Here is a 22,735-nt window from a genome sequence, read left to right as displayed (position 1 = left end):
TTCCAGGATCATGGAAGCTTAGCTGTCGCATGATCCGCTTATCAATTACAATTCCTTATGGTTTCTTCTGACCGGTAGTGTCTGGCACTACTTTGATGGATGCTCCTTCGCGGAGGTTCTGAACACCCTGCACTACAATTACGTCGCCGGGTTTCAGTCCGCTCTTCACAATGAGGTTGGTGCCGATGGCCTGGCCGGTCTGCACTTTAACCTGACTTACCTTATCTCCATTCACTACGTATACGAAGAATTCACCGAGCTGTTCTGTGATAGCTTTATGCGGAATCACTACGGCATCGCTGTTGGTGCGGTTTACGCGGAGCGTGCCTGTCATTCCGGGTTTCAGCATGTCTTTCGGATTGGGGAATACCAGTCTCACTTTGATGGAACCTGTCTGCGGATCAACAGCGCGATCGATGAGGCTGATCTTTCCGTTGAAAGGATAGATGTCCTGCCCGAATGCGAGTCTGAATGTTGTGTCGCCCGCTTTGCTGCCTTCCTGCTGCATTTTGGTGAACTGATAGATGCTGCTTTGATCAACCGGAAAGTCAACAGCAATGGGATCGTTGGAAGAAATGGTATTGAGGATGGTTTGTCCTGCATATACCGGCGTTCCTACTTTCACCAGTGAGATGCCGATGGTGCCGTTGAATGGCGCCAGCAGTGTGGTGTAACGCACATTGGTTTGCACTGCGCGTACATTGGCGCGGGCTGCTTCCACCTGCCTTTTGGCGGCTTCGAGCGCTGCATCTGCATTGTCTACCTGTTGCTTGGCAATGGCGTCGTATTTGTCCAGCTCATGAAAGCGGTTGGCATCTTTCTGTGCTTTCACAAGATTGGCTTCCTGTACGGCAACATTGGCCTGCGCCTGCTGATAAGTTGCCTCATATGCCTGCTGGTCGATGCTGTAGAGTTTTTGTCCTTTTGAAACGCGCTGGCCATCTTTGAAGAATATGCCTGTTATGTATCCATTCACCTGCGGACGGATCTCCGTCTGCTCCAGTGCATTGATAGTGGCAGGATAAAGATCGTTGTAGCTGGCGCTGGTAGCTTCTACCTGGAATGTAGTTACGTTCACAGCCTGGGGCCCTTGTGGCATTCCTCCGGGTTGCTGCTGTTTATTGCCGCCACAGGCAGCAATGATTACCAGACAACTGATTCCTACGTATTGCTGAATTTGTCGGATCAACATATAGAAAGTGTGTGTTTGTGTTTGAATGAATTTTCGTCTCGTCTTAGTAATTGAGCTGTCCCAATGCTTTTTGTACATCTATCTTGGCCGACAGCAACTGGTATAATGCATTGTAATAATTGATGCGTGCCGACCGGAGATCTGTTTCTGCAGTGATCACTTCCAGATAGGTTTTCACACCGGAGCGATACTGGAGATTGATCACATCATATACTTCCTGCGCCAGGCCCAGGTTCTCTTTCAGCGCCAGATAGCTGGCGAGATTGCTTTTATATGCTGCAAGCGATTGCGAGTACTCTGCATTGATATTGTTCTTCAGGCTCAGCATATCCCATTCGATCTGCTGCATCTGAAATTCAGCGGCACGGATATTCTGAATTCTCTTTCCTCCCTGAAAAATCGGAACGGTTACAGAGAGCGCTGCAAATGCATTGGGATAGTTCTTGTTGTAGAGCTTGCTGAATTCATCGTTCTGGAAATTGAAATTGTAAGCGCCATTGGCAGCTACGTTAGGGATGAAACTCCATTTGTTGTATTTCAGGTTTGCCTGTTGCAGTTTGTACTGCGTTTCGAGCAACTGGTATTCGATACGGCCTCCGTAGTTGGCAGCCTGCAGGGTATCGAGCACAACTTCACTTTCCATCTGAAGGGTATCGTACTTGATGTTCAGCGTTTCGTTCACAGGATATCCCATCAACGCTTTCAGGTATTCGATCTTGGCCTTCAGCAATTCGTTATTTGTCTGGAAAAGCGCTTTGGTATTGTTGAGTGCGATAGTGGCGCGCTTGTAATCTGTTTTATCGGTTACGCCTGCCTGATAGCCATGGAAGGCATCTTTGAGGCTGCGCTCCAGTCGCGTGATGTCTTCGCCCGTTACCTTAATTTGTTGTTTGGTGGCGAGTACATCGTAGAACGCTTTTGAAACATTGGCAGCCACCTCTATTTTGCTGGCGCCGGTATTCTGTTTCGCAAACTTTCTTACATCACCTGCAGTCTGGCTGGCCAGCAACGCATCTCTGTTGAAGAGGTTCTGCGTAGCAGTGAACTGAAGGTTGGAAGTATTGTCCACACCCAGTTTCACAGGATTGCCGCCGATCACTGCAGTTTGCACTTTGAAGTTGTGCTGCAGGTTGTAAGCGAAATTCAATTGAGGATACCAGTCGGCCAGTTTGCTTTTTATGGTTGTTTCAGTGATGCTCTCGTTGAGGAGGGCTTTCTGAATGGCCGGTTGGTTTTTGATGGCATAACGGATCACATTATCGAGTGTAGCTTCTGCGAGAAGACTATCACCGGCAGGCCTCTGCGCCTGCAGCCATTGTGGTAAGATCAGAAAGGACAGAATGATAACTTTCCATTTGTGTTGAGCCATGGCATTCAACTTTGTCATAAAGCGCATTTATCTATTACGTGAACAAAGAAAGACATTCCTGTTCCAGTCATGCGGAGGGGGCAGCCGATGAGTGGATGATTCGCAAAGTAGCTTCAGAATGAGAAAGGGGTACGGCAAAGGTATTGAACGTCACTAGATTTTGTAATTTTTTTCTGGATCAGCGGCAGGGTCGCATTAGATTTAATCCCCTCTTAACCTGATCATCAACGTAAACAGCCTCCTAAACATGGAATCCGGAGGCATTGGTCAAACAGTTTTGGGTTTTTGCAACAGGCGGGATATTTTAGCGGACCGGTTATAACCCAATGCCGGCCAAACCTATTACTTTTGCAACATGCGCCTGATCGGATACCTCATAGCTATGCTGGTGATTGTGCTGGGATTTGTTCCCTGCTCAGACACGCATCGTCCGTCGAGGTCGCTAACAATCGTTCAGCAGCCCGATGAGCATGCTCACGAAGAGTACTGTTCGCCCTTCTGCCACTGCAGCTGCTGCGCCATCACCTCCATTTCGCACGAAGTGCCGGAGCTGATCATTCCCCCCACTACTCATACAGCGCATAACGCTACACCATATACGGATGAAGTGCTGGAAGTTTCCATTCCCGTATGGCAACCCCCGCAATTAGGCTGATCCAACATCCCTTTCTTTTATTGTAACACCATTGCCTGATCATGCACGTACCCCTGTGCTGATCATTATGGTATATTTTATTCTACCCGTTTTTACCTGAGGAATTATGCTAAACAGGATCATTCAATTTTCCATCAGCAATAAACTGATCGTTGCATTATTTACATTGATGCTGATAGGCTGGGGGGTATACTCTTTTACCCGCCTGCCTATCGACGCAGTGCCCGATATTACCAATAACCAGGTGCAGGTGATCACTGTATCACCCTCCAATGGAGCGGAGGACATCGAACGTTTTGTGACCTTCCCCGTTGAGCAGACAATGGCCACCGTACCCGGTATTGAAGAGATACGCTCATTCTCCCGTTTTGGATTGAGCGTAGTGACCATCGTTTTCAAAGAAGACATCGATATTTACTGGGCCCGCCAGCAGGTGAACGAGCGGCTCACCAGCGTAAACGATAAGATCCCATCCGGCATGGGCGCTCCCGAACTGGCCCCGCTCACTACCGGCCTCGGAGAGATTTTTCAATATGTGATCCATACCAAAAAAGGATACGAGCAAAAGTATTCCGCCATGGATCTCCGCACCATTCAGGACTGGATCGTCCGCCGTCAGATGCTCGGTGTGGAAGGCGTAGCCGATGTTGCCAGTTTCGGTGGTTACCTCAAACAATACGAAGTAGCGCTGAACCCCGAAAAGCTGCGCAGCATGAACATCAGCATCGCCGAAGTATTCGATGCACTCGCAAAGAACAACCAGAATACCGGCGGCGCCTATATCGATAAAAATCCCAATGCCTGGTTTGTAAGAAGTGTGGGCCTCATCGGCAGTATGGAAGACATCGGAAATATTGTGGTGAAGAACACATCCGGCAACGTACCCGTACTCATCCGCAACGTAGGAACCGTACAGATAGGCTCTGCCATCCGCTATGGCGCCATGACCCGCAACAACGAAGGTGAAGTTACCGGAGCGGTGGTGATGATGCTCAAAGGAGAAAACTCCTCCGCAGTTATCCGCCGCGTGAAAGAACGCATGGCGCAGATCGAAAAAACTTTACCCGAAGGCATCATCGTTGAACCTTTTCTCGACAGAACCAAACTGGTAGACAGCGCCATCAAAACCGTTAGCACCAACCTCATCGAAGGCGCGCTGATCGTGATTTTTGTACTGGTGATATTGCTCGGCAATCTTCGTGGCGGACTGATCGTAGCCTCCGTAATTCCATTGGCCATGCTCTTTGCCGTAAGCCTGATGAATCTCTTCGGAGTGAGCGGCAACCTGATGAGCCTCGGAGCGCTGGACTTCGGATTGATCGTAGACGGAGCGGTGATCATTGTGGAAGCAACCATCCATCAGCTGGGGCTAAGCCGCGCGAAGCGGCTCGATCAGCTGCAAATGGATGAGCAGGTAAGCAACGCCTCCCGCAAAATGATGAATGCCGCCGCATTCGGACAGATCATCATCCTCATAGTTTATTTCCCCATTCTCACACTCACGGGTATCGAAGGGAAGATGTTCCGTCCGATGGCGCAGACAGTTTCGTTTGCCATCATTGGCGCACTGATTCTTTCACTCACGTATGTTCCGATGATGAGTGCCTTATTCCTGAGCAAAAAGATCAGTCATAAGAAAACCATCTCCGATAGAATCATGTCGCTTGTGCAACGTGTGTACGAACCGATGCTTCGTGGCGCACTTCGTGCAAAAGCCATTACCATCAGTGCAGCAGTAGTGCTGCTGGTGGCCAGTGTGTGGCTCTTCAGCAGAATGGGATCTGAATTCATTCCTACACTCGGAGAAGGCGATTTCGCGGTGGAGACCAGAGTACTCACCGGAAGCAGTCTCTCCAAAACTGTAGATGCTGCCGGCAAATCTGCCGACGTGCTGCTGAAGAATTTCCCCGAAGTAAAACAGGTGGTAGGAAAGATCGGATCGAGCGAGATCCCTACAGACCCTATGCCTGTTGAGTTGTGCGACCTCATTGTTGTACTGAAAGACAGAAAGGAATGGGTCTCCGCCAATACGCGCGAAGAACTCGCAGCGAAAATGCAGGCAGAGCTCGAAAAAAACATACCCGGTGTTACCTATGGATTTCAGCAACCCATCCAGATGCGTTTCAACGAACTGATGTCTGGTGCAAGACAGGATGTGGTGGTGAAGATCTTCGGAGAAGATCTCGATCAGCTCGGAGACTATGCACGCCGTATCGGAAAGATCGCGGGCACCATCGATGGCGCAGTGGATGTGTATGTGGAGCAGGCTACTGGTCTTCCGCAGGTGATCGTAAAATTCAAGCGCGATAAAATTGCGCAGTTCGGTCTCGATATCGAAACGGTGAATCAGGTGATCCGCGCCGGATTTGCAGGTGATGCAGCCGGACAGGTTTTCGAGAACGAACGCCGTTTTGATCTGGTGGTCCGCCTCGATAAATCGAACCGTCAGACTGTCGAAGACCTGCGCACACTCTATGTTACAGCACCAAACGGAAATCAGATTCCGCTGGAGCAGCTGGCAGATGTGGAGATCAGGTCTGGTTCCAATCAGATACAGCGCGAAGATGCGCGCAGACGCATTATGGTAGGCTTCAACGTTCGTGGGAAAGATGTAGCCACCGTGGTTGCCGATATCAAAAAGAGAATTGAAAAAGAGATCAAATTCAGTCCGGGTTACTATGCAGCATATGGCGGTACGTTCGAGAATCTGCAGGAAGCGCGTCAGCGGCTGGCGATTGCCGTACCTGTAGCATTGCTGCTGATCTTATTCTTACTGTATTTCGCATTCGGATCATTGAAATACGGACTGCTGATCTTCACCGCCATTCCGCTCTCAGCGATCGGAGGCATTGTAGCATTATGGTTGCGCGATATGCCCTTCAGCATCTCTGCCGGTGTTGGGTTCATTGCCCTATTCGGTGTGGCAGTGTTGAATGGCATTGTACTGATCGCAGAATTTAACCGGTTAAAAAAAGAAGGTATGGATAACCTTACGAAGATAGTGATAACGGGTACGCGCATACGCTTGCGCCCGGTAATAATGACGGCTACCGTAGCCTCGCTGGGCTTCATTCCCATGGCATTGTCCGGAGGCAGCGGAGCAGAAGTACAGCGGCCACTGGCAACCGTAGTGATCGGCGGGCTTGTAACAGCTACGCTGCTTACACTGCTTGTGCTTCCATGCCTCTACATGATATTTGAAAAGATCGGAGGCGGAGGTAAAAAACTGGCCACTGCAACAACAGTGATTGCATTGCTGGTGTTTGGTCCGGCCATGAGCGCGCATGCGCAGTCTGCCAATCCCATCACTTTGCAGCAGGCAGTGGATATGGCTGTGAAGCAGCATCCCGGGATGCAGTCTTCCAAACTGATGATAGAGCGGGAACGTGTGCTTCGCGGCACATCCACCGAACTCGGAAAAACCAATATCAGCGGGCAATACGGGCAAGCCAACACCGTGAAATGGGACAATCATTTTTCGTTGACGCAGGAGATTCCCAATCCCGGTCTCTACAGCAAACAAAAACAGCTGGCCGATGCAAAGATCAAAAGCAGCGAACTCAATCTCGCAGTAACCAAACAGGAACTGGTGATGCAGGTGAAAGCTGCCTGGTATCAGCTCGCCTGGCTGCAATCGGTGAAGTACCTGCTGCAACGTCAGGATACACTGTTCCGCAATTTCCTCAAAGCAGCGGAGCTGCGGTACAAAACCGGCGAAACGCGCATGCTGGAGCAATCCACCGCGCAGACACGCCTGAACGAAAACAGCAACCAGATACAGCGCAATGAAGCAGATATTCAGATTGCACAGACCAACCTGCAAAGACTGCTCAATACATCGGAAGCAGTAACAGTTGCAGCCGAAGGCATTCAGAAAATCGATGGAGTTGCAGCACCTGCGGCATCGTTGCCGGCCGATCATCCGCTCACTGCTTTTCTTCAGCAGGAGATCAAAGTAAATGAGCAACTGGTTCGGGTGGAGAAAGCAAAGGCGGGTCCTGATTTTTCCATCGGATATTTCAATCAATCGATCTACGGATTTCAGAATGTGGGCGACGGAGAAAAATTCTATGATCGCAATAAACGCTTTCAGGGAGTAACAGCTTCGGTAGCATTTCCGCTTTTCAACAAACCATTCTCCAGCAGAATCAAGGCAGCGAAAGTAGATCAGCAGATAGCAGAGAGCAATCTCGAACTGGCCCGCAACAATCTCAATGGTCAGTATCGCGAAGCGGTGCAGCAGTACGAAAAAGAAAAGAAGAACCTGTTATACTACGAGAGCAGCGCTCTGCCAAATGTTGAACTGATGCTGAAGCAGGCACAGCGTGCTTTTCAGGCCGGGGAGATCAGCTATGTCGAATACCTGCAGGCCTTGCAGACCGGCAGTGAGATCAGAATGAATTATCTGCAGGCTATCCGTGATATGAATCTTTCTGTTGTAACCCTCGAATACTTCCAACCCACTAAATAATCTGAGTAATGACCATCAATAATAATATCATCAATCTATTCAAAGCAGGTGCATTTGCAGCAGCGCTCTTCTCTATGGAAGCCTGTGGCGACAGCAACAGCAAGGCTGTAGAAAAAGAGGCAGGAGCCAAAGAAGCAGGGCAGGAAGGCCATCACGAAGAAGGAAAAGGAGAAGTAGAACTCACGCCCGATCAGGCGCGGAGCATCGGCGTTGAAACCGGGAACGTGAGCGTGCGCACACTCAGCGGAACCATCAAAGTAAATGGTACACTCGATGTGCCGCCGCAACAGATGCTCAGCGTTAGCGCACCCATGGGTGGTTTTCTCCGCTCTTCAGAAATGCTGCAGGGAAAATATGTGAGGAAGGGAGAACTGATTGCCACACTCGAAGACCCTGCATATCTTCAATTGCAACAGGACTATCTCGAAAGCGCCAGTCAGCTCGATTTCCTCAAAGCCGAATTCGAAAGACAGGAGGAGTTGCTGAAAGAAAACATCAACGCAAAAAAAACATTCGAACAGGCGAAAGCGAATTATCGTTCCATGCAGGCGAAGCTGGCCGGACTGAAAGCCAAACTGCAACTGGCCAAAATAGATATGAGCAGATTGTCGAAAGGAGAGATCCAGCCTACCATCAATATCCATGCTCCCATTTCGGGATATGTAACCGAAGTAAACGTAAACCTCGGCAAATACGTAAATCCTACAGACGTGATGTTCGAGATAGTGGATACCGAGCACCTGCATGCGGAGCTCACCGTTTTTGAGAAGGATGTACCCAAGCTGAAAATCGGGCAGAAAGTGCGTTTCATACTCGCCAACGAACTGAAAGAACGAATGGCAACTGTATATCTCATCGGACGCGAGATCAGTGCAGACCGTACCGTTCGCATTCATTGCCATCTCGATAAAGAAGACCGTGAGTTGCTGCCCGGCATGTACCTCACAGCTTTCGTAGAAACTAAAAATGAGCAACTGCCTTCTGTTCCTGAAACAGCAGTGGTGAACTATGAAGGAAAGAACTATATCTTTATCAAAGAAGAAGAGGCCGGGCATGATGATCCCAAAAAAGAAGCCGGCGCACCCCATCTCCACTACAAAGCCGTAGAAGTACAAACAGGCGTTTCCGAACTTGGATATGTGGCTATTCAATTGCCACAGGGTTTCGATGTGAAGGCTACGCCGATAGTGTTCAAGGGAGCTTATGACCTGCTGAGCAAATGGAAGAACAGCGGGGAAGAAGGCCACGATCATTAACGTACCTAAAAACAATTCCCATGAGTGAACAAAATAAACAATTGGGCAGTCAGCCTGCAAAGACATCCAATGCAGGAGATAACGGTAACGATCAATCGAATAATACTTCTCACAGTGATCATGACCATAGCGGTCATGATCACTCAAAAGGAAACGCACATGATCATTCGGGTAAAACCAGCCACGATCATGGAGGCCATGATGTAAGCAACGATTCAGCCAAAACCGGCGGACATGGACATTCGCAGGGTGATGGCGGTCACGAACACGGAGGCATCTTCGGCAAGCGAAGCGATCTCATCTTCTCCCTCACTGCCGGTGCACTCTTAGGCATCGGCTACCTGCTCGAAAAATCCGGAGCAGGGCCAGCATGGTTGCCCACTGCCTGTTTCATCGGCACTTATTTCTTCGGCGGATATTACACATTGATGGAAGCCATCGGAAGCATTAGAAAAGGACAATTCGAAGTAGACTTTCTGATGCTGGTAGCCGCTGTGGGAGCGGCTTCACTGGGCAAGTGGCCGGAAGGCGCATTGCTGCTTTTCCTCTTCAGCCTGGGCCATGCGCTCGAAGCACTGAGTATGGACAAAGCCCGTAAATCCATCGAAGCACTTGCAGGGCTTGCACCCACTACTGCCACCATCCGCAAAGACGGAGTGGTGAAAGAAGTTCCTGTTGCGTCGTTAAGGGCAGGTGATATTGTGATCATTCGCCCGAACAGCAAAATACCCGCAGACGGATTGGTGATGTCGGGAACAAGCGCTGTGAATCAGGCACCGATCACCGGAGAAAGCATCCCTGTTGATAAATCTCCACTGCCGGTTGAAATGAAAGTAACAGACGAGAAAAAGATCGATGCACAATACAAAGTTTTTGCCGGCACCATCAACGGAACAGGATCTCTGGAGATCCGCGTAACCAAAGAAGCCAAAGATTCCACACTCGCGCGCGTGATGCAGATGGTGCGCGAAGCGGAGCAACAGCAATCGCCCACACAACAATTCACTAAAAAAATAGAAAGATATTATGTGCCCGCCGTGCTGATACTGGTAGTGGCGCTGATGTTTGCTTTTCTGGTGATCGATGAAACATTCAGCCAGAGTTTCTATCGTGCAATGTCGGTGCTGGTGGCGGCGAGCCCCTGTGCGCTGGCCATCTCCACGCCCAGTGCAGTGCTGAGTGGCGTAGCCCGTGCAGCAAGGCAAGGCGTGCTGGTAAAAGGTGGTCGCCCACTCGAAGAGCTCGGAATGCTCACTGCCCTCGCATTCGATAAAACCGGAACGCTTACAGAAGGCAGGCCGAAACTCAATGCTGTTGTGGCACTCAACGGAACCGATGAAAAAGAATTGCTGCAAATGACAGTGGCGGTAGAGCGATTGAGCGATCACCCCATTGCATCCGCCATCGTAAACGGAGGACTGGAGAAACTGGGAAACATCGATGTGCCCGAAGCATCCGGACTCAAAGCCGTTGCCGGAAAAGGCATCGAAGCAAGCTGGCAGGGAGAGCAGATCCTGATCGGCAACGATGAGCTGTTCAGAAGCATCAATTCATCCTTACCGGAAAATATTCAGCAGCAGGTAGTAGCGTTGCAGGAAGCAGGCAATACCACCATGATCGTACGTAAAGGCGATCAGTTTGCAGGTATTCTTGGTGTGATGGATGTTCCGCGCGAAGAAGCCATCGAAGTGATAAAACAACTCAGAGAAACAGGCATACGCAAAATGGTGATGCTTACTGGCGATAACCAGCGTGTGGCAAATGCTGTAGCTGCAAAAGTGGGCATCGATACAGCGATGGGCGATCTGCTTCCCGAAGAGAAAGTAGCAGCGATAGAACAGATCCGCAAAGAAGAAAACAAACTGGCCATGGTAGGCGATGGCGTGAATGACGCGCCTGCGATGGCGCGCAGCACTGTAGGCATTGCGATGGGAGCGGCAGGAAGTGATGTTGCGCTCGAAGCGGCCGATATTGCGCTGATGGCCGATAATCTGGCGAACCTTCCTTTTGCAATCGGGCTGAGCCGCGCGTCGAAAAGGATCATCCGGCAGAACCTCTGGTTCAGTCTGGGAATGGTGGCTGTGCTGGTGCCGCTGGCCATCACCGGAATTGCCAATATTGGTCCGGCAGTTGCCGTTCACGAAGGCAGCACTTTACTGGTAGTGATGAATGCGCTAAGGTTGCTTGGCTACAGACAATGATGTATTTTAGGATAATTGTTCACCAGCATCTTACTATCATGTACAGGAAATCGATTATCCTTTTATTCATTGTCACCATCTTTGTGAATGCAATCATGGCTCAATCCAAAGACGAAAAAGCAGTAGCCACTGCAGTAGAAACATTGCGGAAAGCAATGATCGATGCCGATCAGAAAACGCTCGAATCCATTACGGCAGAACAACTCAGTTATGGCCATTCCGGAGGAAATGTGGAAGACAAGAAAACGTTCATTTCCGCGCTAACCAGCGGCAAATCCGACTTTGTGACCATCGAGTTAACAGATCAGACCATTTCGGTATCGGGGGAAACAGCCATCGTTCGTCATAAACTCAATGCCACAACCAACGACAATGGCAAACCCGGAACTGTAGCATTGTCGATCATGACTGTTTGGCAAAAACAACGACATCATTGGGTGCTCCTGGCAAGGCAGGCAGTAAAACCGCCTCCGGCCAAAAGCTAACGGAGCCACACATACGCAAGTATTGCGATAAATTCATTTTAGGATAAACTAATGCCCGTTTCGTAATCCGAAACGGGCATTTTGCATAAAAACTATTCAGCGCAACCAGCATTTTATTCAGCAAAACCGACAGATATCAATTGTTATAGATTTCTAAATTCTTGACAAACGGCTGATGATGTTGTGGATAGCTGAATTCAAAAACTGATATTCGTGGCTGACCAACCAAAGTATAGCTGCATGTATCGTACCTTACTGTTTTTGATCTCCTGTTTAGTTGGAGCCACCCTTTACGCACAGAAGCCTGTGGGAACTGTGAAAGGAAAAGTGCTCGACAAACAAAACAAACTGGTGCTTCCCCTCGCAACAGCCACGCTGCTTAACAACAAAGATTCTTCAGTAATCGGCTTCACGGTCTCCGATAAGAACGGCGCCTTCGAAGTGAAGAATGTGGCAGCAGGCGGTTATCTGCTCTCTCTCAGTTTTACCGGATACAAAGAAATTTATCGTGAGCTCACCATTGCAGCAGAAAAACCTGTGGTTGATCTCGGTGATATTTTCATGGAAAACGATACGGCCATGCTGGCCAGCGTAGTGGTGCGTGTGCCGCCGATCACTGTAAAAGGAGATACCACGGAGTTCAGGGCCGGGGCCTTCAAAACAAAGGTGAATGCAACAGTGGAAGATCTGCTGAAACGCATACCGGGACTGGAAGTGGATCGTGATGGCAATATCAAATCGCAGGGAAAGGATGTACCCAAAATATATGTAGACGGAAAAGAATTCTTCGGCAATGATCCTAAGATGGCCACCCGCAATCTCACTGCCGATATGGTGGAAAGTGTGCAGCTTTATGAGGATATGAGCGATCAGGCAAAATTCAATAAGATAGATGATGGCAGCCGCAAGAAAACCATCAATATCAAATTGAAAAAAGACAGACGTAAAGGAGTATTCGGCCGTGCGTCGGCCGGCTTTGGCAACAACGATCTCTATGAAGGAACTCTTTTTGTGAATAGTTTCAACGATGCACAACGTATTTCGGTAGTCGGCAATATCAGCAATACCAACCGTTCGGGCTTTGGAGGAGGAATGGGCGGCGGAGGCAGCAAAACGAGAGGAATGGTAATGAGCGGCATGGGAATGGGCGGCGGCGGTGGCCGCGGTGGTGGTGGAGTGGGCAATACAGACACCTGGGGCGGTGGCATCAACTTCTCCAACGATTGGGGAAAGAAGCTCAGCTTCAATGCCAGCTACAATGTGAACAGTTCAAAATCAGTAACGCGCACCGGCAGTTATCGCCAGAGCTTTTTCGCAAAAGATTCTACCACGTTTGAGAATGCATCGTCTGTGTCGAATAACAGAAATGCCAATCACAATTTCAATATGCGGTTCGATTACAAGATCGATAGCCTTACAAGCATACAGTTCACGCCAATGGTGAGTTTCAGTGATGGAAGCAGTTCGGGCACAGACAGCTCTTTCACACGTACGCGCATGGATGGAAAGGAGTGGGCTTCCATTTCGAGGAACAGTCAGCGCAGCAACGATCAGCAGGGACTGAATCTCAACAGCAACCTGGCGATCCGCCGGCAGTTCCATAAAAAAGGAAGAACCCTGAGCGTAAACTGGAATAGTTCCATCAATAATTCAGATGGCAGCGGCAGCACAGAATCGCCCTATTATTTTTTCAGCAAAGATGGTGATACTACGCTCACCAATCAGCGTCAGAAAAACACCAGTGTGTCGAAAGGCTTCAACAATACTATCGGCGTTTCTTACACAGAACCACTGATGGAGAATATGTTGCTGGAATTGAATTACTCCTGGATGAACGATCGCAATACCAATGATGTGGATGTGATGGCATACAGCGCTATATCAGGCAAATACGACAGCGTCGATAAAGCGCAGACCAACTACTTCGAGAACAAGAACCAGCATAATCGATTCGGTGGTAACCTTCGTTATCAGTTGAAGAAAGGAGATGTTCAGATCGGAGGTATGGCACAGTTCTCCACTTTGAAGAATATGAGTTTCCGCGCGCTGAAGGGAAAAGATACCACCATGGTGCAGAAGTTTGTGAACCTCGCGCCGAATGCCAGTTTCAATTACCGGTTCACCAGAACATCCAATATGCGTATCGGATACAATGGCAATACCAGATCGCCTCAGATACTGGAGTTGCAGGATGTGCGGGATGTATCGAACCCGCTGTTCATGCGCGAGGGTAATCCCAATCTGAAACAGGAGTTCATGCATATGATGAGCATCAGCTACAACAAAACCAATCCTGATAATTTTCTCTATTACAGTGCAGATCTGAGCGGAGGATTTACCAGTAATAAGATCGTGAGCAATATCATTTTGCTCGACGGTGGCAAGCAGCTGACGCGCCCAGAAAACCTGAATGGTTCTTTCAATATAGCCCTTTCGGGTAATCTGGCGATGCCGCTGAAACGCACAACATCCGGCAAACCAAGCCCGCTGAACCTGCAGACCAACACACAACTGAATTATAACAGAGATGTGAGTTTGTACAATAGTCAGAAGAATTTCAACACTACCAAAAGCATAATGCAGGGCGTTACGCTCAATTACTGGGTGGAGAAGTTCAGTGTGGGCGTAACAGGAGCATTCACGTACAACGATGCTAGTCTGAACCTGCAGGCGCAGACCAATAACCGCTACTTCAATCAGAATTACAGTACCGATGTGAGTTACAATATCATCAGTGACCTGCGTATCGAAAGCAGTTTCGACTATTCGGTTTATTCGGGAAGAAGTGATGGGTTCAATCAGGCGATTCCATTATGGGATGCTTCGGCGGTGTGGACGATAGGCAAAAAGAAGAATGCCGAACTGCGATTCGGGATAGTGGATATTCTCAATAAGAACAGCAATGTAAACAGAAGCATCACTGAGCTGAGTATCGTGGATACCTATTCGCAGATCTTGCGTAGGTATTACATGGTAACATTTGCATATGGACTGAACCGGTTTGGTGGCAAGCGTACAAAATCGGCAACAGGTTCTTTCGGCGCTCCCGCGCGGATGAACATACATTCATAAAAAAAGTTCCCTGCAAGAATGCAGGGAACGTACTAATCAGTTTCTTAACTGACATTAAACCTTATCCTAATGAAAGCGGTATGGATCAGGGCTTCTCAGCGCCTGGTTTGGCATTTTTGCCGCTATTTTTTTTAGGTGCAGCATCGCCGGGTTGCTGATGAAAAGTGTAGGCGGCTGCTACCAGTAACGTAATATTTTCGTAGAGTAAAAAGAGACTGCTTCTTTCTTTCCCATCGTCGTAAATACTGTTGGTGCGGGATACGGCTGTAACCAGCCAGTCCCAGAGCATGCTTTGCACTTCGTGGTGGTGATAGCTCCGGCAGAAATCGGCAATCGCCTTCCAGGGGTCGGTTTTATGATCGTTTTTTCCGGGGTACTGCGATGGCTGCATATAATTAGTTTAATATTTAATGCGTATATTGATTTCCGTTATAGTATCTTTCCTAAGCAGGCGGCAGCTGCAACAATCGTTGTTGTAACCATTGAGATGCATCGGCTATTTCACTCAGGTAAATGAAAAGTTCAGCGCAGGCGATGGCGGTGATAGTTTTTTCAGTATTTGACACGGATCGGGTAAACTGATTGCAGGCCTGATACGTATTTATGTACAGGAATTGTTTTATTTCCTGTGGCTGATGGAAACTTTGCCGATGCTGCCAGAGAGATCCGAGGCTTTCTTCCGCTATCTGTTGAGCTATTGGGGCATCAGATATCAGCCTTTCTGCAAAAAAGCAGAGGGCAGGATAGAAGTGGAAGAAAAGTGTACCGAGTACTGATTGATCTCCCGCCCTGAGCCGTTTCAGCAACAAAGCAGGGTCCGGCAGAAACGGGTAACCCGTCCAGCGATGAACATGACTCATTGTGGGAACTTTTTAAGGTTAATTTTTCGGTTGACCACATGCGCTATACATGAAGCGGCAATTGAGTCATAAACACATTTCGGAAGAGGATGTGTTCTGAATACCAGAAGGTTCCGGGGATGGGTAGAACCGTGAATGCAGAACAAATATATAAATAAAAAATCACATCATGGTTATATATTACCGCAAATTTTTTTAAAAATTTACTCACCTTGAATTCGCTAAACGATCAAAGCCGTTCAATTAAGCCTATGAGAAAGAAAATCAAAAACAAGAAAGATTACACTAAACTGAAGCAGCAGTTTGGTGCACATCTTCAGAAGATCCGGATCGACAAGGGGCTTAGTTTGCGCGAAGTGGCGCAGAACTGTGACCTGGACGACAGTAATATTTCAAAGATGGAACATGGCCGTTTCAATGTTCAGATCTCAACGATCTACGAACTGGCCAAAGGCCTCAATCTCCATCCTGCAGACCTGCTCAAGTACGAGTTCGAGTAGCACTCAATCCCTTTCCCCCCTTCCGTAATAATTTATTGGTTCCGCTTCCGCCGGCTTAACTCATCTTCTTTACGAGGTTGCCCAGGGTTTTCAGTCCCTTGTCTACCTTGTCGCTCCATGGCTTGCCATAACCGATCCGCATGTAATGCGAATAGTTGGCATTATTGGAGAAGATGCTTCCCGGTGCGATGGATATCTGGTGCTTCATGGCTTCTACACAAAGCTCATAGGTATTGATATGTTTATTCAGTTCAATCCAAAGCACAAATCCTCCCTGCGGCCTGGAGATGCGCGTATCTTCCGGAAAATACTGCATGATGGCCTGCGTATAGCGCAGGCACTGGGTATGCAATGCCTTGCGGAGATTCTTCAGATGATATTCGTATCGCCCGATACTCAGAAAATGAGCCAGCGCCTGTTGCGTAACAGTTGCACAACTGATGCTGTGTATCATTTTTATGGTACTCACCCTGGCCATGTGTTTGCCCGGAATGATCCATCCTACGCGATATCCGGGAGCCAGTGATTTGGAAAGCGAACTGCAATACATCACTATGCCTTCGGTATCGAAATATTTGCAGGTGCGGGGACGCTGCCTGCCGAAATACATTTCGCCATAGATATCGTCCTCTATCAGCGGCACATTCTTTTGTGTGAGCAGCTGAACCAGTTTTCTTTTGCGATCGTCCGGCATGCAACTGCCCGAAGGATTGCTGAAGTTCGGTACCAGCAGGCAGGCTGCTACGGAATGCTTGCTGATGGCCTGTTCCAGCCCGTCGAGGTCGATGCCCGTTACAGGATCTGTTGGAATTTCGATGAGCTTCAATCCCAGGCTTTCGATCACCTGATAGATGCCAAAGTAAGAAGGACATTCCACTGCAACGGTATCGCCGGCTGTGGTTACAGCGCGCAACGCCATTACCACGGCTTCCATGCATCCGGAAGTGATGAGTACATCCTCCGGTTTTATTTTTCCTCCCCAGTTGAAACTGAGTTTCGCAATCTGCTTGCGCAGTTCGGGATTGCCTTGGGCATGTTCGTATTGAAGGCAGTGATGCTGGTCGGCACGCAATGCATGCATCACCGATTTGCTGAGCTTGGCGGCAGGAAGCAATTCAATGGAAGGAGAGGCGAGCGCAAAATTCATGATTTCGTGCGACGTCATGCGGGAGATCATTTCCATCACCATATCCTGATTGGTAACTTTTTCTATGGGAGTTGGCCCCGGATCGATCTGTTGGGGAAGATCGGCAAAACGCCTCGGATTGAAGCGCACATAGTAACCCGATTTAGGTCGCGATTCTATCAATCCTTTTCCTTCGAGATGGTAATAGGCCTGAAACGCAGTGCCCATGCTGATTCCATGCTCTTTGCTCAGCATGCGGACCGATGGGAGTTTGTCGCCGATGCGGAGAATATCGTCTCCAATCATTTTCTCTACACCTTCTGCAACCTGCAGATAAAGGTGGTCTTCGCCGGGGAATTTCAGTTTCATTGCAAATCTGATATAGTCAAATTTACAAAAATGGCAACTATTCGGAGGTGGAATTTAGTCACGGCGCAGCCATTCTGTTTGTCCGTCCGGATAACCGATCAGCGCACGGTGCGCCATTCCGAGGAACAATCCGGTTTCCGCCACACCCGTGATATTTTTCAGTTCCTGATGCACCTGCTGCGGGTTGATGATTTCCTGAAAAGGTATATCGATGATGTAATTGCCATGATCTGTTATGAAAGGAGTGCCATCCTTCTTCATCCTCAGTTCTACCGGCGTTTCAAAATGACGCATCATTATTTTCTCCACCTGTTTCCAGTTGTAGATCATCACTTCTACCGGCAATGGAAAAGCGCCGAGTTGTTTTACCAGTTTGCTGTTGTCGGCAATGATCACCAGCTCATCTGCGGCAATGGCTACGATCTTTTCCTGCAACAGTGCACCGCCTCCGCCTTTGATGAGATTGAGTTGTGGATCTATCTCATCAGCACCATCGATGGTGAGTTGGATCTTTGCTGCATCGTTGAGATCGATCAGCGGAATATTGTGCGCAGCTGCCAATGCGCTGGTAGCCCGAGATGTAGATACAGCACGGATTTCAAGCCCACTGCTGACTTTCTTCCCCAATGCTTTGATCAGCCATTCCACCGTACTGCCGGTACCGATTCCGATGGTCATTCCGGATTGCACCAGCTCTGCGGCCTGTGTGCCAACGAGCTCCTTTATTTCGGATGATGTATGCATACCTTAAAGTTACCCCTTATTCCATTATGAAGATATTAGTACCTTTCAACTCTTCTCCGATCAAAAAAGCTGAACGATGATGCATTTTCTGAGCACAGTGCGCATACGGGTGAAACGGAAATTTGACAGGATAAGTAACGAACGTCTGAAGCAGAACATACTTCAGGCAATTCCTTTCTGGATCGCCAGTCTGCTTACTGGTCTGGTTGCCGTACTCTACGCCACATTGTTTTCTTTCGCTGAAAAAGGAGCTATGCTGATGCTACATCATGCCCGATGGGCACTGTTCATTGGTACTCCGGTATGTTTTTTACTCAGTTGGTGGCTTGTAAAAAGATTTGCGCCTTTCGCGCGTGGAAGCGGTATTCCACAGGTGATCGCATCCATCGAACTGGCTACTCCCAAAGAAGAGTTCAAAATCAATAAACTGCTTAATCTGAAAGTGATCTGGGTGAAGATTACTTCGAGTCTTGTGATGGCATTGGGCGGAGGAGTTATCGGCAGGGAAGGACCAACCATTCAGATCGCAGGATCGATCTTCCGCACCATCAATCAGTGGCTGCCTGCATGGTGGCCGAAGATCTCGCGCAGAAATATGATCATGACGGGCGCCGCAGCCGGGCTGGCAGCGGCTTTCAATACGCCACTCGGCGGACTTGTTTTCACGGTTGAAGAACTTACCCGCACACATATCAGTTATTTCAGAACAGCGCTGTTCACAGGGGTAATTCTGGCGGGCCTTACAGCTCAGGCATTTCTTGGACCATATTTGTATTTGGGATATCCTGACGTAAGTCATTTGTCGGGTTGGATTTTTGCCGCAGTTTTGCTCACAGCATTGATCGCCGGCCTTGCAGGAAGTGGCATGTGCAGACTGATACTGATGATCATGGGCATCAGCTCCCGCTGGAAAAGCAATGGGAAAAGAATATTGTATGTAGTTGCATGCGCGATGCTGATTGCAACCATTGCATATTGCTGGGGCAGCCCAATGATCGGATCAGGAAAGGAAGTGATGACCGAAGTGCTGTTCACCAACGAAAAGCATGTTGCCTGGTATGTGCCGCTTGTGAGAATGCTGGGATCGGTGCTCACTTTCACTACCGGAGGAGCAGGAGGCGTTTTCGCTCCCGCGCTGAGTGCCGGCGCTACCATCGGATCTGTAGTGAGCGGGTGGCTGCACTGCACCCCTTCGAATGCCAATCTGCTGATACTGGCAGGCATGACGGCTTTTCTTACAGGTGTAACGCGAACGCCCTTCACATCGGCCATTCTGGTGCTGGAGATGACGGATCGCCACAATGTGATCTTCCATCTGATGCTCGCCGCCATGGTGGCCAGTCTGGTATCTTTGCTGATAGACAAACGTTCTTTTTACGACCGGCTCAAAGTGAGGTTCATTCATGAGTTGGATCATGAACTGCCTCCGGCAAAAAATATTCAAGCAAATAATTCGGATACTCCTGAACGATAGTGATATGATAAAACAACCCATTTCCGGCCACGATACCGTAGTGTTACTGGTAGATTCTTTTTACGATAAAGCCAGAAAAGATGAACTGATAGGGCCGATATTCAATGAAGTGATCGGCGATCAATGGGACCAGCATCTTCCTACGATGTACCGATTCTGGGAAGACATTCTTTTCAACACGCAGGCCTATGAAGGCAATCCCATGTTTGTGCACCGCCAGCTGAATGAGCGTATTCCGCTGAAGCCGGAACATTTCGAGCGATGGAAGACATTGTTTGTAGAAACAGTGCGTGAGTTGTTCGAGGGTGATAAAGCCGAACTGGCCGAACAACGGGCGGTATCGATTGCCACTGTGATGCAGCTGAAGCTCGCGGGTTACGGCAAATGAACCCTCCTGCGATCAGTTGCACAAGTTCTGTTCTTCCGAATCCTGTGATTGGGTTAACTTTGCCTCGAAACCACCATATCATGGGAATCTGGAAACAATTTGCCGAGTACCTCTACATTAAGAAGCGTGATCCGAATGCTCCAAAAACATTTTCTCTGAAAATGATGCACGGCATCAACCGCTTGTCTTTGATCATGTTTGTAATTGCGATTATTATCATGATCATCAAGCTGATTTCAAAAGCCGGCAAGTAAGACGCTGCTGCTATTTCCCTGATCCTTTTACAAAATCATATGTTTTCTTCGCGGCCTGCGCAGAGGCATGGCCACCCTTACTCAGCAGGTTCCTTAATGCAGTGTAATCTGTTTTGAGTTGCTGACGGCGGGTATCGTCGTACAATAATTGTTTGAGTTCCTGCACCAGATTGGCGGGAGTGAGATCGTGCTGAATCAGTTCCTTCACTACCAGTTTATCCATGATGAGGTTTACGAGAGAGATGTACTTCACTTTTATCAATCGCTTCGCGATCTGATAAGAGATGCTGTTCCCTTTATAGCAAACCACTTCGGGTACGCCGAAGAGAGCAGTTTCGAGGGTGGCAGTTCCGGAGGTAACCATGGCTGCGCTGGATTGCAGCAGCAGGGCATAGGTTTGTCCGCGTACCGCACTCACATTGGGATAGGGCGCGAGGAGCGGTTCATAGAAAGCATCTTCCTGCCCCGGCGCCTTGGCCACTACAAAAAGATGATCGGGGAATTCGCGGGCCACTTCGAGCATGATGGGCAGCTTCTTCAGAATCTCCTGCTTTCTGCTGCCAGGCAGCACGGCGATGATGGGTTTGGTGGTATCAGCAATGGCCGGAGGTGTATTTCCCTGCTGGTAGCTATCCACTACTTCAACCAGCGGATGGCCTACATAATCTACATCCCAGTTCCATTTATTGTGGTAGTAATCTTTTTCGAAAGGAAGGATAACCAGCATTTCGTCGATATTCACTTTCATCTTCTTCACGCGGTTTTCTTTCCATGCCCATACCTGCGGAGAGATATAGTAGATCACTTTGATGCCTTGTTTTTTGGCCCATTCGGCTATGCGGAGATTGAATCCGGGATAGTCGATCAGCACAATGGCATCTGGCCTGAACTGCAGAATATCTTCTTTGCAGAATTTAAGGTTGGCCATGATGGTGCCGAGATTGCGCACCACTTCGATAAATCCCATGAAAGCGAGATCGCGATAGTGTTTCACCAGTTCTGCGCCGGCCTGCTGCATAAGATCGCCTCCCCAGCAACGGATGGTTGCTGAATGGTCGAGCTTTTTAAGTTCTTTGATGAGATTGGAGCCATGCAGGTCGCCGGAGGCTTCTCCGGCAATGAAATAATATCGCATGCGGGAAACAATTTAAGTTGCAAAGATGCGGGATTCTTTACAACAAAAACTTCAGCAGCAGTGCAATGATGGCATATACCAGTGTGATGGCGAAAATTCCCTTGGCGGTTTTGTCGCGATGCGTATTGATGTATACCGTAAACAAAACGATGTTCAGAATAAGGCAGGGCACTACAATGGCAGTGATCTGCATTTTATTGTAGCCGATATAGCTGAAGAATTCACCTATGCCGAAATCCGAAAATTTCACGAAATAGTAAACAGTAAGACTGAGCAGGGGCGCAATGAGGCCGAGTACCAGTCCGAGTCGGAGATTGTCTTTTTTAAACATCAGGATTGTTTCCACATTTTTTCCAATTTGTCCTTTAGAACGTAATTCGTAAGGTCAAATTGTACGGGTACTACACTTACATAATTATTTTCAAGTGCCCATACGTCGGTATCCGTTCCTTCGTCCATGTTCTGGAACTGGCCGGTGAGCCAGTAGTATTTTTTGCCGTGCGGGTCGTTTCTTTCGAGGAAGTCTTCTTCGTATTTGGCATAGGCCTGGCGACAGACTTTCAAACCTTTGATGAGTTCGGGCGGGAGGGCCGGAATGTTCACGTTGAGGATCATGTGCCGGTCGAGGGTATTCTCCAGCAGGCTCGAAACGATGGTATGCACGTACTGGCGGGCTGCGGTGAAGTCGGCCTCGATGCTGTAATCGAGCAGGGAGAATCCCACGGAGGGGATGCTTTCGATGGCGGCTTCCACGGCGGCTGACATGGTTCCGGAATAGATCACATTGATGGAGTGATTGGCTCCGTGGTTGATGCCGCTGAGGCAGAGATCGGGTTTTCGATGGAGAATCTTATCCACAGCGAGTTTCACACAGTCCACCGGAGTGCCGGAGCACTGCCAGGCTTCCACTCCCTCGAAAATATTCATGTGCTGGAGGCGCAGGGGATGGCCGATGGTAATGGCATGACCCATACCGCTTTGCGGCTTGTCCGGAGCCACCACCACAATTTTTCCGAGATCTTTCACCGCTTCCACCAGGTTGCGGATACCGGGCGCTGTAATGCCATCATCATTGGTTATCAGGATCACAGGTTGATCCTGTTCTGCTTTTTTACTCATGCCCAACAAAAATAAAGCAATTGAGCGGTATCCGAAAACTATCCACAATGGCGGATTTTTCGTTG

General features: G+C 48.8%; 19 protein-coding genes. 10 read left to right on the top strand and 9 right to left on the bottom strand.

Translation table 11 applies throughout. The annotated features are described in order from the left end of the window. Positions 1-55: 55 nt before the first annotated feature. A complete protein-coding gene (locus HHL16_RS24505; RefSeq protein ID WP_169428080.1) occupies positions 56-1,192 on the bottom strand; it encodes an efflux RND transporter periplasmic adaptor subunit in 1,137 nt (378 codons plus the stop codon). 43 nt (positions 1,193-1,235) lie between these two features. Then, complete coding sequence (locus tag HHL16_RS24500; protein ID WP_169428078.1) at positions 1,236-2,579, bottom strand: TolC family protein; 1,344 nt, start codon at positions 2,577-2,579, stop codon at positions 1,236-1,238. Between the two features lie 337 nt (positions 2,580-2,916). Here HHL16_RS24500 and HHL16_RS24495 point away from each other — a divergent pair, with 337 nt between their 5' ends. The 6 genes from HHL16_RS24495 to HHL16_RS24470 all read left to right on the top strand — a co-directional run bounded on the left by HHL16_RS24495 (position 2,917) and on the right by HHL16_RS24470 (position 14,701). Next, a complete protein-coding gene (locus HHL16_RS24495) occupies positions 2,917-3,216 on the top strand; it encodes a DUF6660 family protein (RefSeq protein WP_169428076.1) in 300 nt (99 codons plus the stop codon). A gap of 106 nt (positions 3,217-3,322) precedes the next feature. Further along, on the top strand, positions 3,323-7,687 hold the full coding sequence (locus HHL16_RS24490; protein WP_169428074.1) for a CusA/CzcA family heavy metal efflux RND transporter: 4,365 nt from the start codon (positions 3,323-3,325) through the stop codon (positions 7,685-7,687). 8 nt (positions 7,688-7,695) lie between these two features. Continuing rightward, positions 7,696-8,943: an efflux RND transporter periplasmic adaptor subunit gene (locus HHL16_RS24485; protein ID WP_206022579.1), complete on the top strand. Its 1,248-nt coding sequence runs from the start codon at positions 7,696-7,698 to the stop codon at positions 8,941-8,943. A gap of 20 nt (positions 8,944-8,963) precedes the next feature. Further along, the gene (locus HHL16_RS24480; protein WP_206022578.1) at positions 8,964-11,144 is read left to right on the top strand and encodes a heavy metal translocating P-type ATPase; all 2,181 of its coding nucleotides are present in this window, start codon (positions 8,964-8,966) and stop codon (positions 11,142-11,144) included. Between the two features lie 38 nt (positions 11,145-11,182). Next, positions 11,183-11,629 (top strand): nuclear transport factor 2 family protein, encoded by a 447-nt coding sequence (locus tag HHL16_RS24475; RefSeq protein ID WP_169428070.1) that lies wholly within the window; start codon positions 11,183-11,185, stop codon positions 11,627-11,629. A 240-nt stretch (positions 11,630-11,869) separates the two neighbouring features. Next, on the top strand, positions 11,870-14,701 hold the full coding sequence (locus tag HHL16_RS24470) for an outer membrane beta-barrel protein (protein WP_169428068.1): 2,832 nt from the start codon (positions 11,870-11,872) through the stop codon (positions 14,699-14,701). A gap of 85 nt (positions 14,702-14,786) precedes the next feature. On the opposite strand, the gene HHL16_RS24465 is transcribed toward HHL16_RS24470, so the two are convergent. Further along, complete coding sequence (locus tag HHL16_RS24465; protein WP_169428066.1) at positions 14,787-15,092, bottom strand: hypothetical protein; 306 nt, start codon at positions 15,090-15,092, stop codon at positions 14,787-14,789. A gap of 52 nt (positions 15,093-15,144) precedes the next feature. Continuing rightward, on the bottom strand, positions 15,145-15,561 hold the full coding sequence (locus HHL16_RS24460) for a hypothetical protein (RefSeq protein WP_169428064.1): 417 nt from the start codon (positions 15,559-15,561) through the stop codon (positions 15,145-15,147). A 251-nt stretch (positions 15,562-15,812) separates the two neighbouring features. Here HHL16_RS24460 and HHL16_RS24455 point away from each other — a divergent pair, with 251 nt between their 5' ends. After that, on the top strand, positions 15,813-16,061 hold the full coding sequence (locus HHL16_RS24455) for a helix-turn-helix transcriptional regulator (protein ID WP_169428063.1): 249 nt from the start codon (positions 15,813-15,815) through the stop codon (positions 16,059-16,061). Between the two features lie 55 nt (positions 16,062-16,116). Here the strand turns inward: HHL16_RS24455 and HHL16_RS24450 are convergent, their stop codons facing one another. Further along, positions 16,117-17,556, bottom strand: a complete 1,440-nt coding sequence (locus HHL16_RS24450) for a PLP-dependent aminotransferase family protein (RefSeq protein ID WP_169428061.1) — start codon at positions 17,554-17,556, stop codon at positions 16,117-16,119. A 54-nt stretch (positions 17,557-17,610) separates the two neighbouring features. Next, on the bottom strand, positions 17,611-18,300 hold the full coding sequence (rpiA, locus tag HHL16_RS24445; protein WP_169428059.1) for a ribose-5-phosphate isomerase RpiA: 690 nt from the start codon (positions 18,298-18,300) through the stop codon (positions 17,611-17,613). 76 nt (positions 18,301-18,376) lie between these two features. Between rpiA and HHL16_RS24440 the strand changes: the two genes are divergently transcribed. The 3 genes from HHL16_RS24440 to HHL16_RS24430 all read left to right on the top strand — a co-directional run bounded on the left by HHL16_RS24440 (position 18,377) and on the right by HHL16_RS24430 (position 20,416). Further along, the gene (locus tag HHL16_RS24440) at positions 18,377-19,774 is read left to right on the top strand and encodes a chloride channel protein (protein ID WP_169428057.1); all 1,398 of its coding nucleotides are present in this window, start codon (positions 18,377-18,379) and stop codon (positions 19,772-19,774) included. Between the two features lie 4 nt (positions 19,775-19,778). Further along, entirely contained in the window at positions 19,779-20,162 is a 384-nt protein-coding gene (locus HHL16_RS24435; protein ID WP_169428056.1) for a group III truncated hemoglobin, read from the top strand. An 80-nt stretch (positions 20,163-20,242) separates the two neighbouring features. Further along, entirely contained in the window at positions 20,243-20,416 is a 174-nt protein-coding gene (locus tag HHL16_RS24430) for a DUF6728 family protein (RefSeq protein WP_169428054.1), read from the top strand. 10 nt (positions 20,417-20,426) lie between these two features. Here the strand turns inward: HHL16_RS24430 and lpxB are convergent, their stop codons facing one another. From lpxB to surE, 3 genes are read right to left on the bottom strand one after another with little or no spacing between them, the layout of a single operon-like run. Continuing rightward, positions 20,427-21,551: a lipid-A-disaccharide synthase gene (gene lpxB, locus HHL16_RS24425; protein WP_169428052.1), complete on the bottom strand. Its 1,125-nt coding sequence runs from the start codon at positions 21,549-21,551 to the stop codon at positions 20,427-20,429. A 37-nt stretch (positions 21,552-21,588) separates the two neighbouring features. Further along, positions 21,589-21,897, bottom strand: a complete 309-nt coding sequence (locus tag HHL16_RS24420) for a hypothetical protein (RefSeq protein ID WP_169428051.1) — start codon at positions 21,895-21,897, stop codon at positions 21,589-21,591. Beyond that, positions 21,882-22,670, bottom strand: a complete 789-nt coding sequence (gene surE / locus HHL16_RS24415) for a 5'/3'-nucleotidase SurE (RefSeq protein ID WP_169428050.1) — start codon at positions 22,668-22,670, stop codon at positions 21,882-21,884. The genes HHL16_RS24420 and surE overlap by 16 nt, the downstream gene beginning before the upstream one ends. Between the last annotated feature and the right edge of the window lie 65 nt (positions 22,671-22,735).

The organism is Pseudoflavitalea sp. G-6-1-2, assembly GCF_012927185.1.
In the GTDB taxonomy this organism is placed as follows: Bacteria; Bacteroidota; Bacteroidia; order Chitinophagales; family Chitinophagaceae; genus Pseudobacter.
This window is presented reverse-complemented; position numbering and strand designations above follow the sequence as displayed.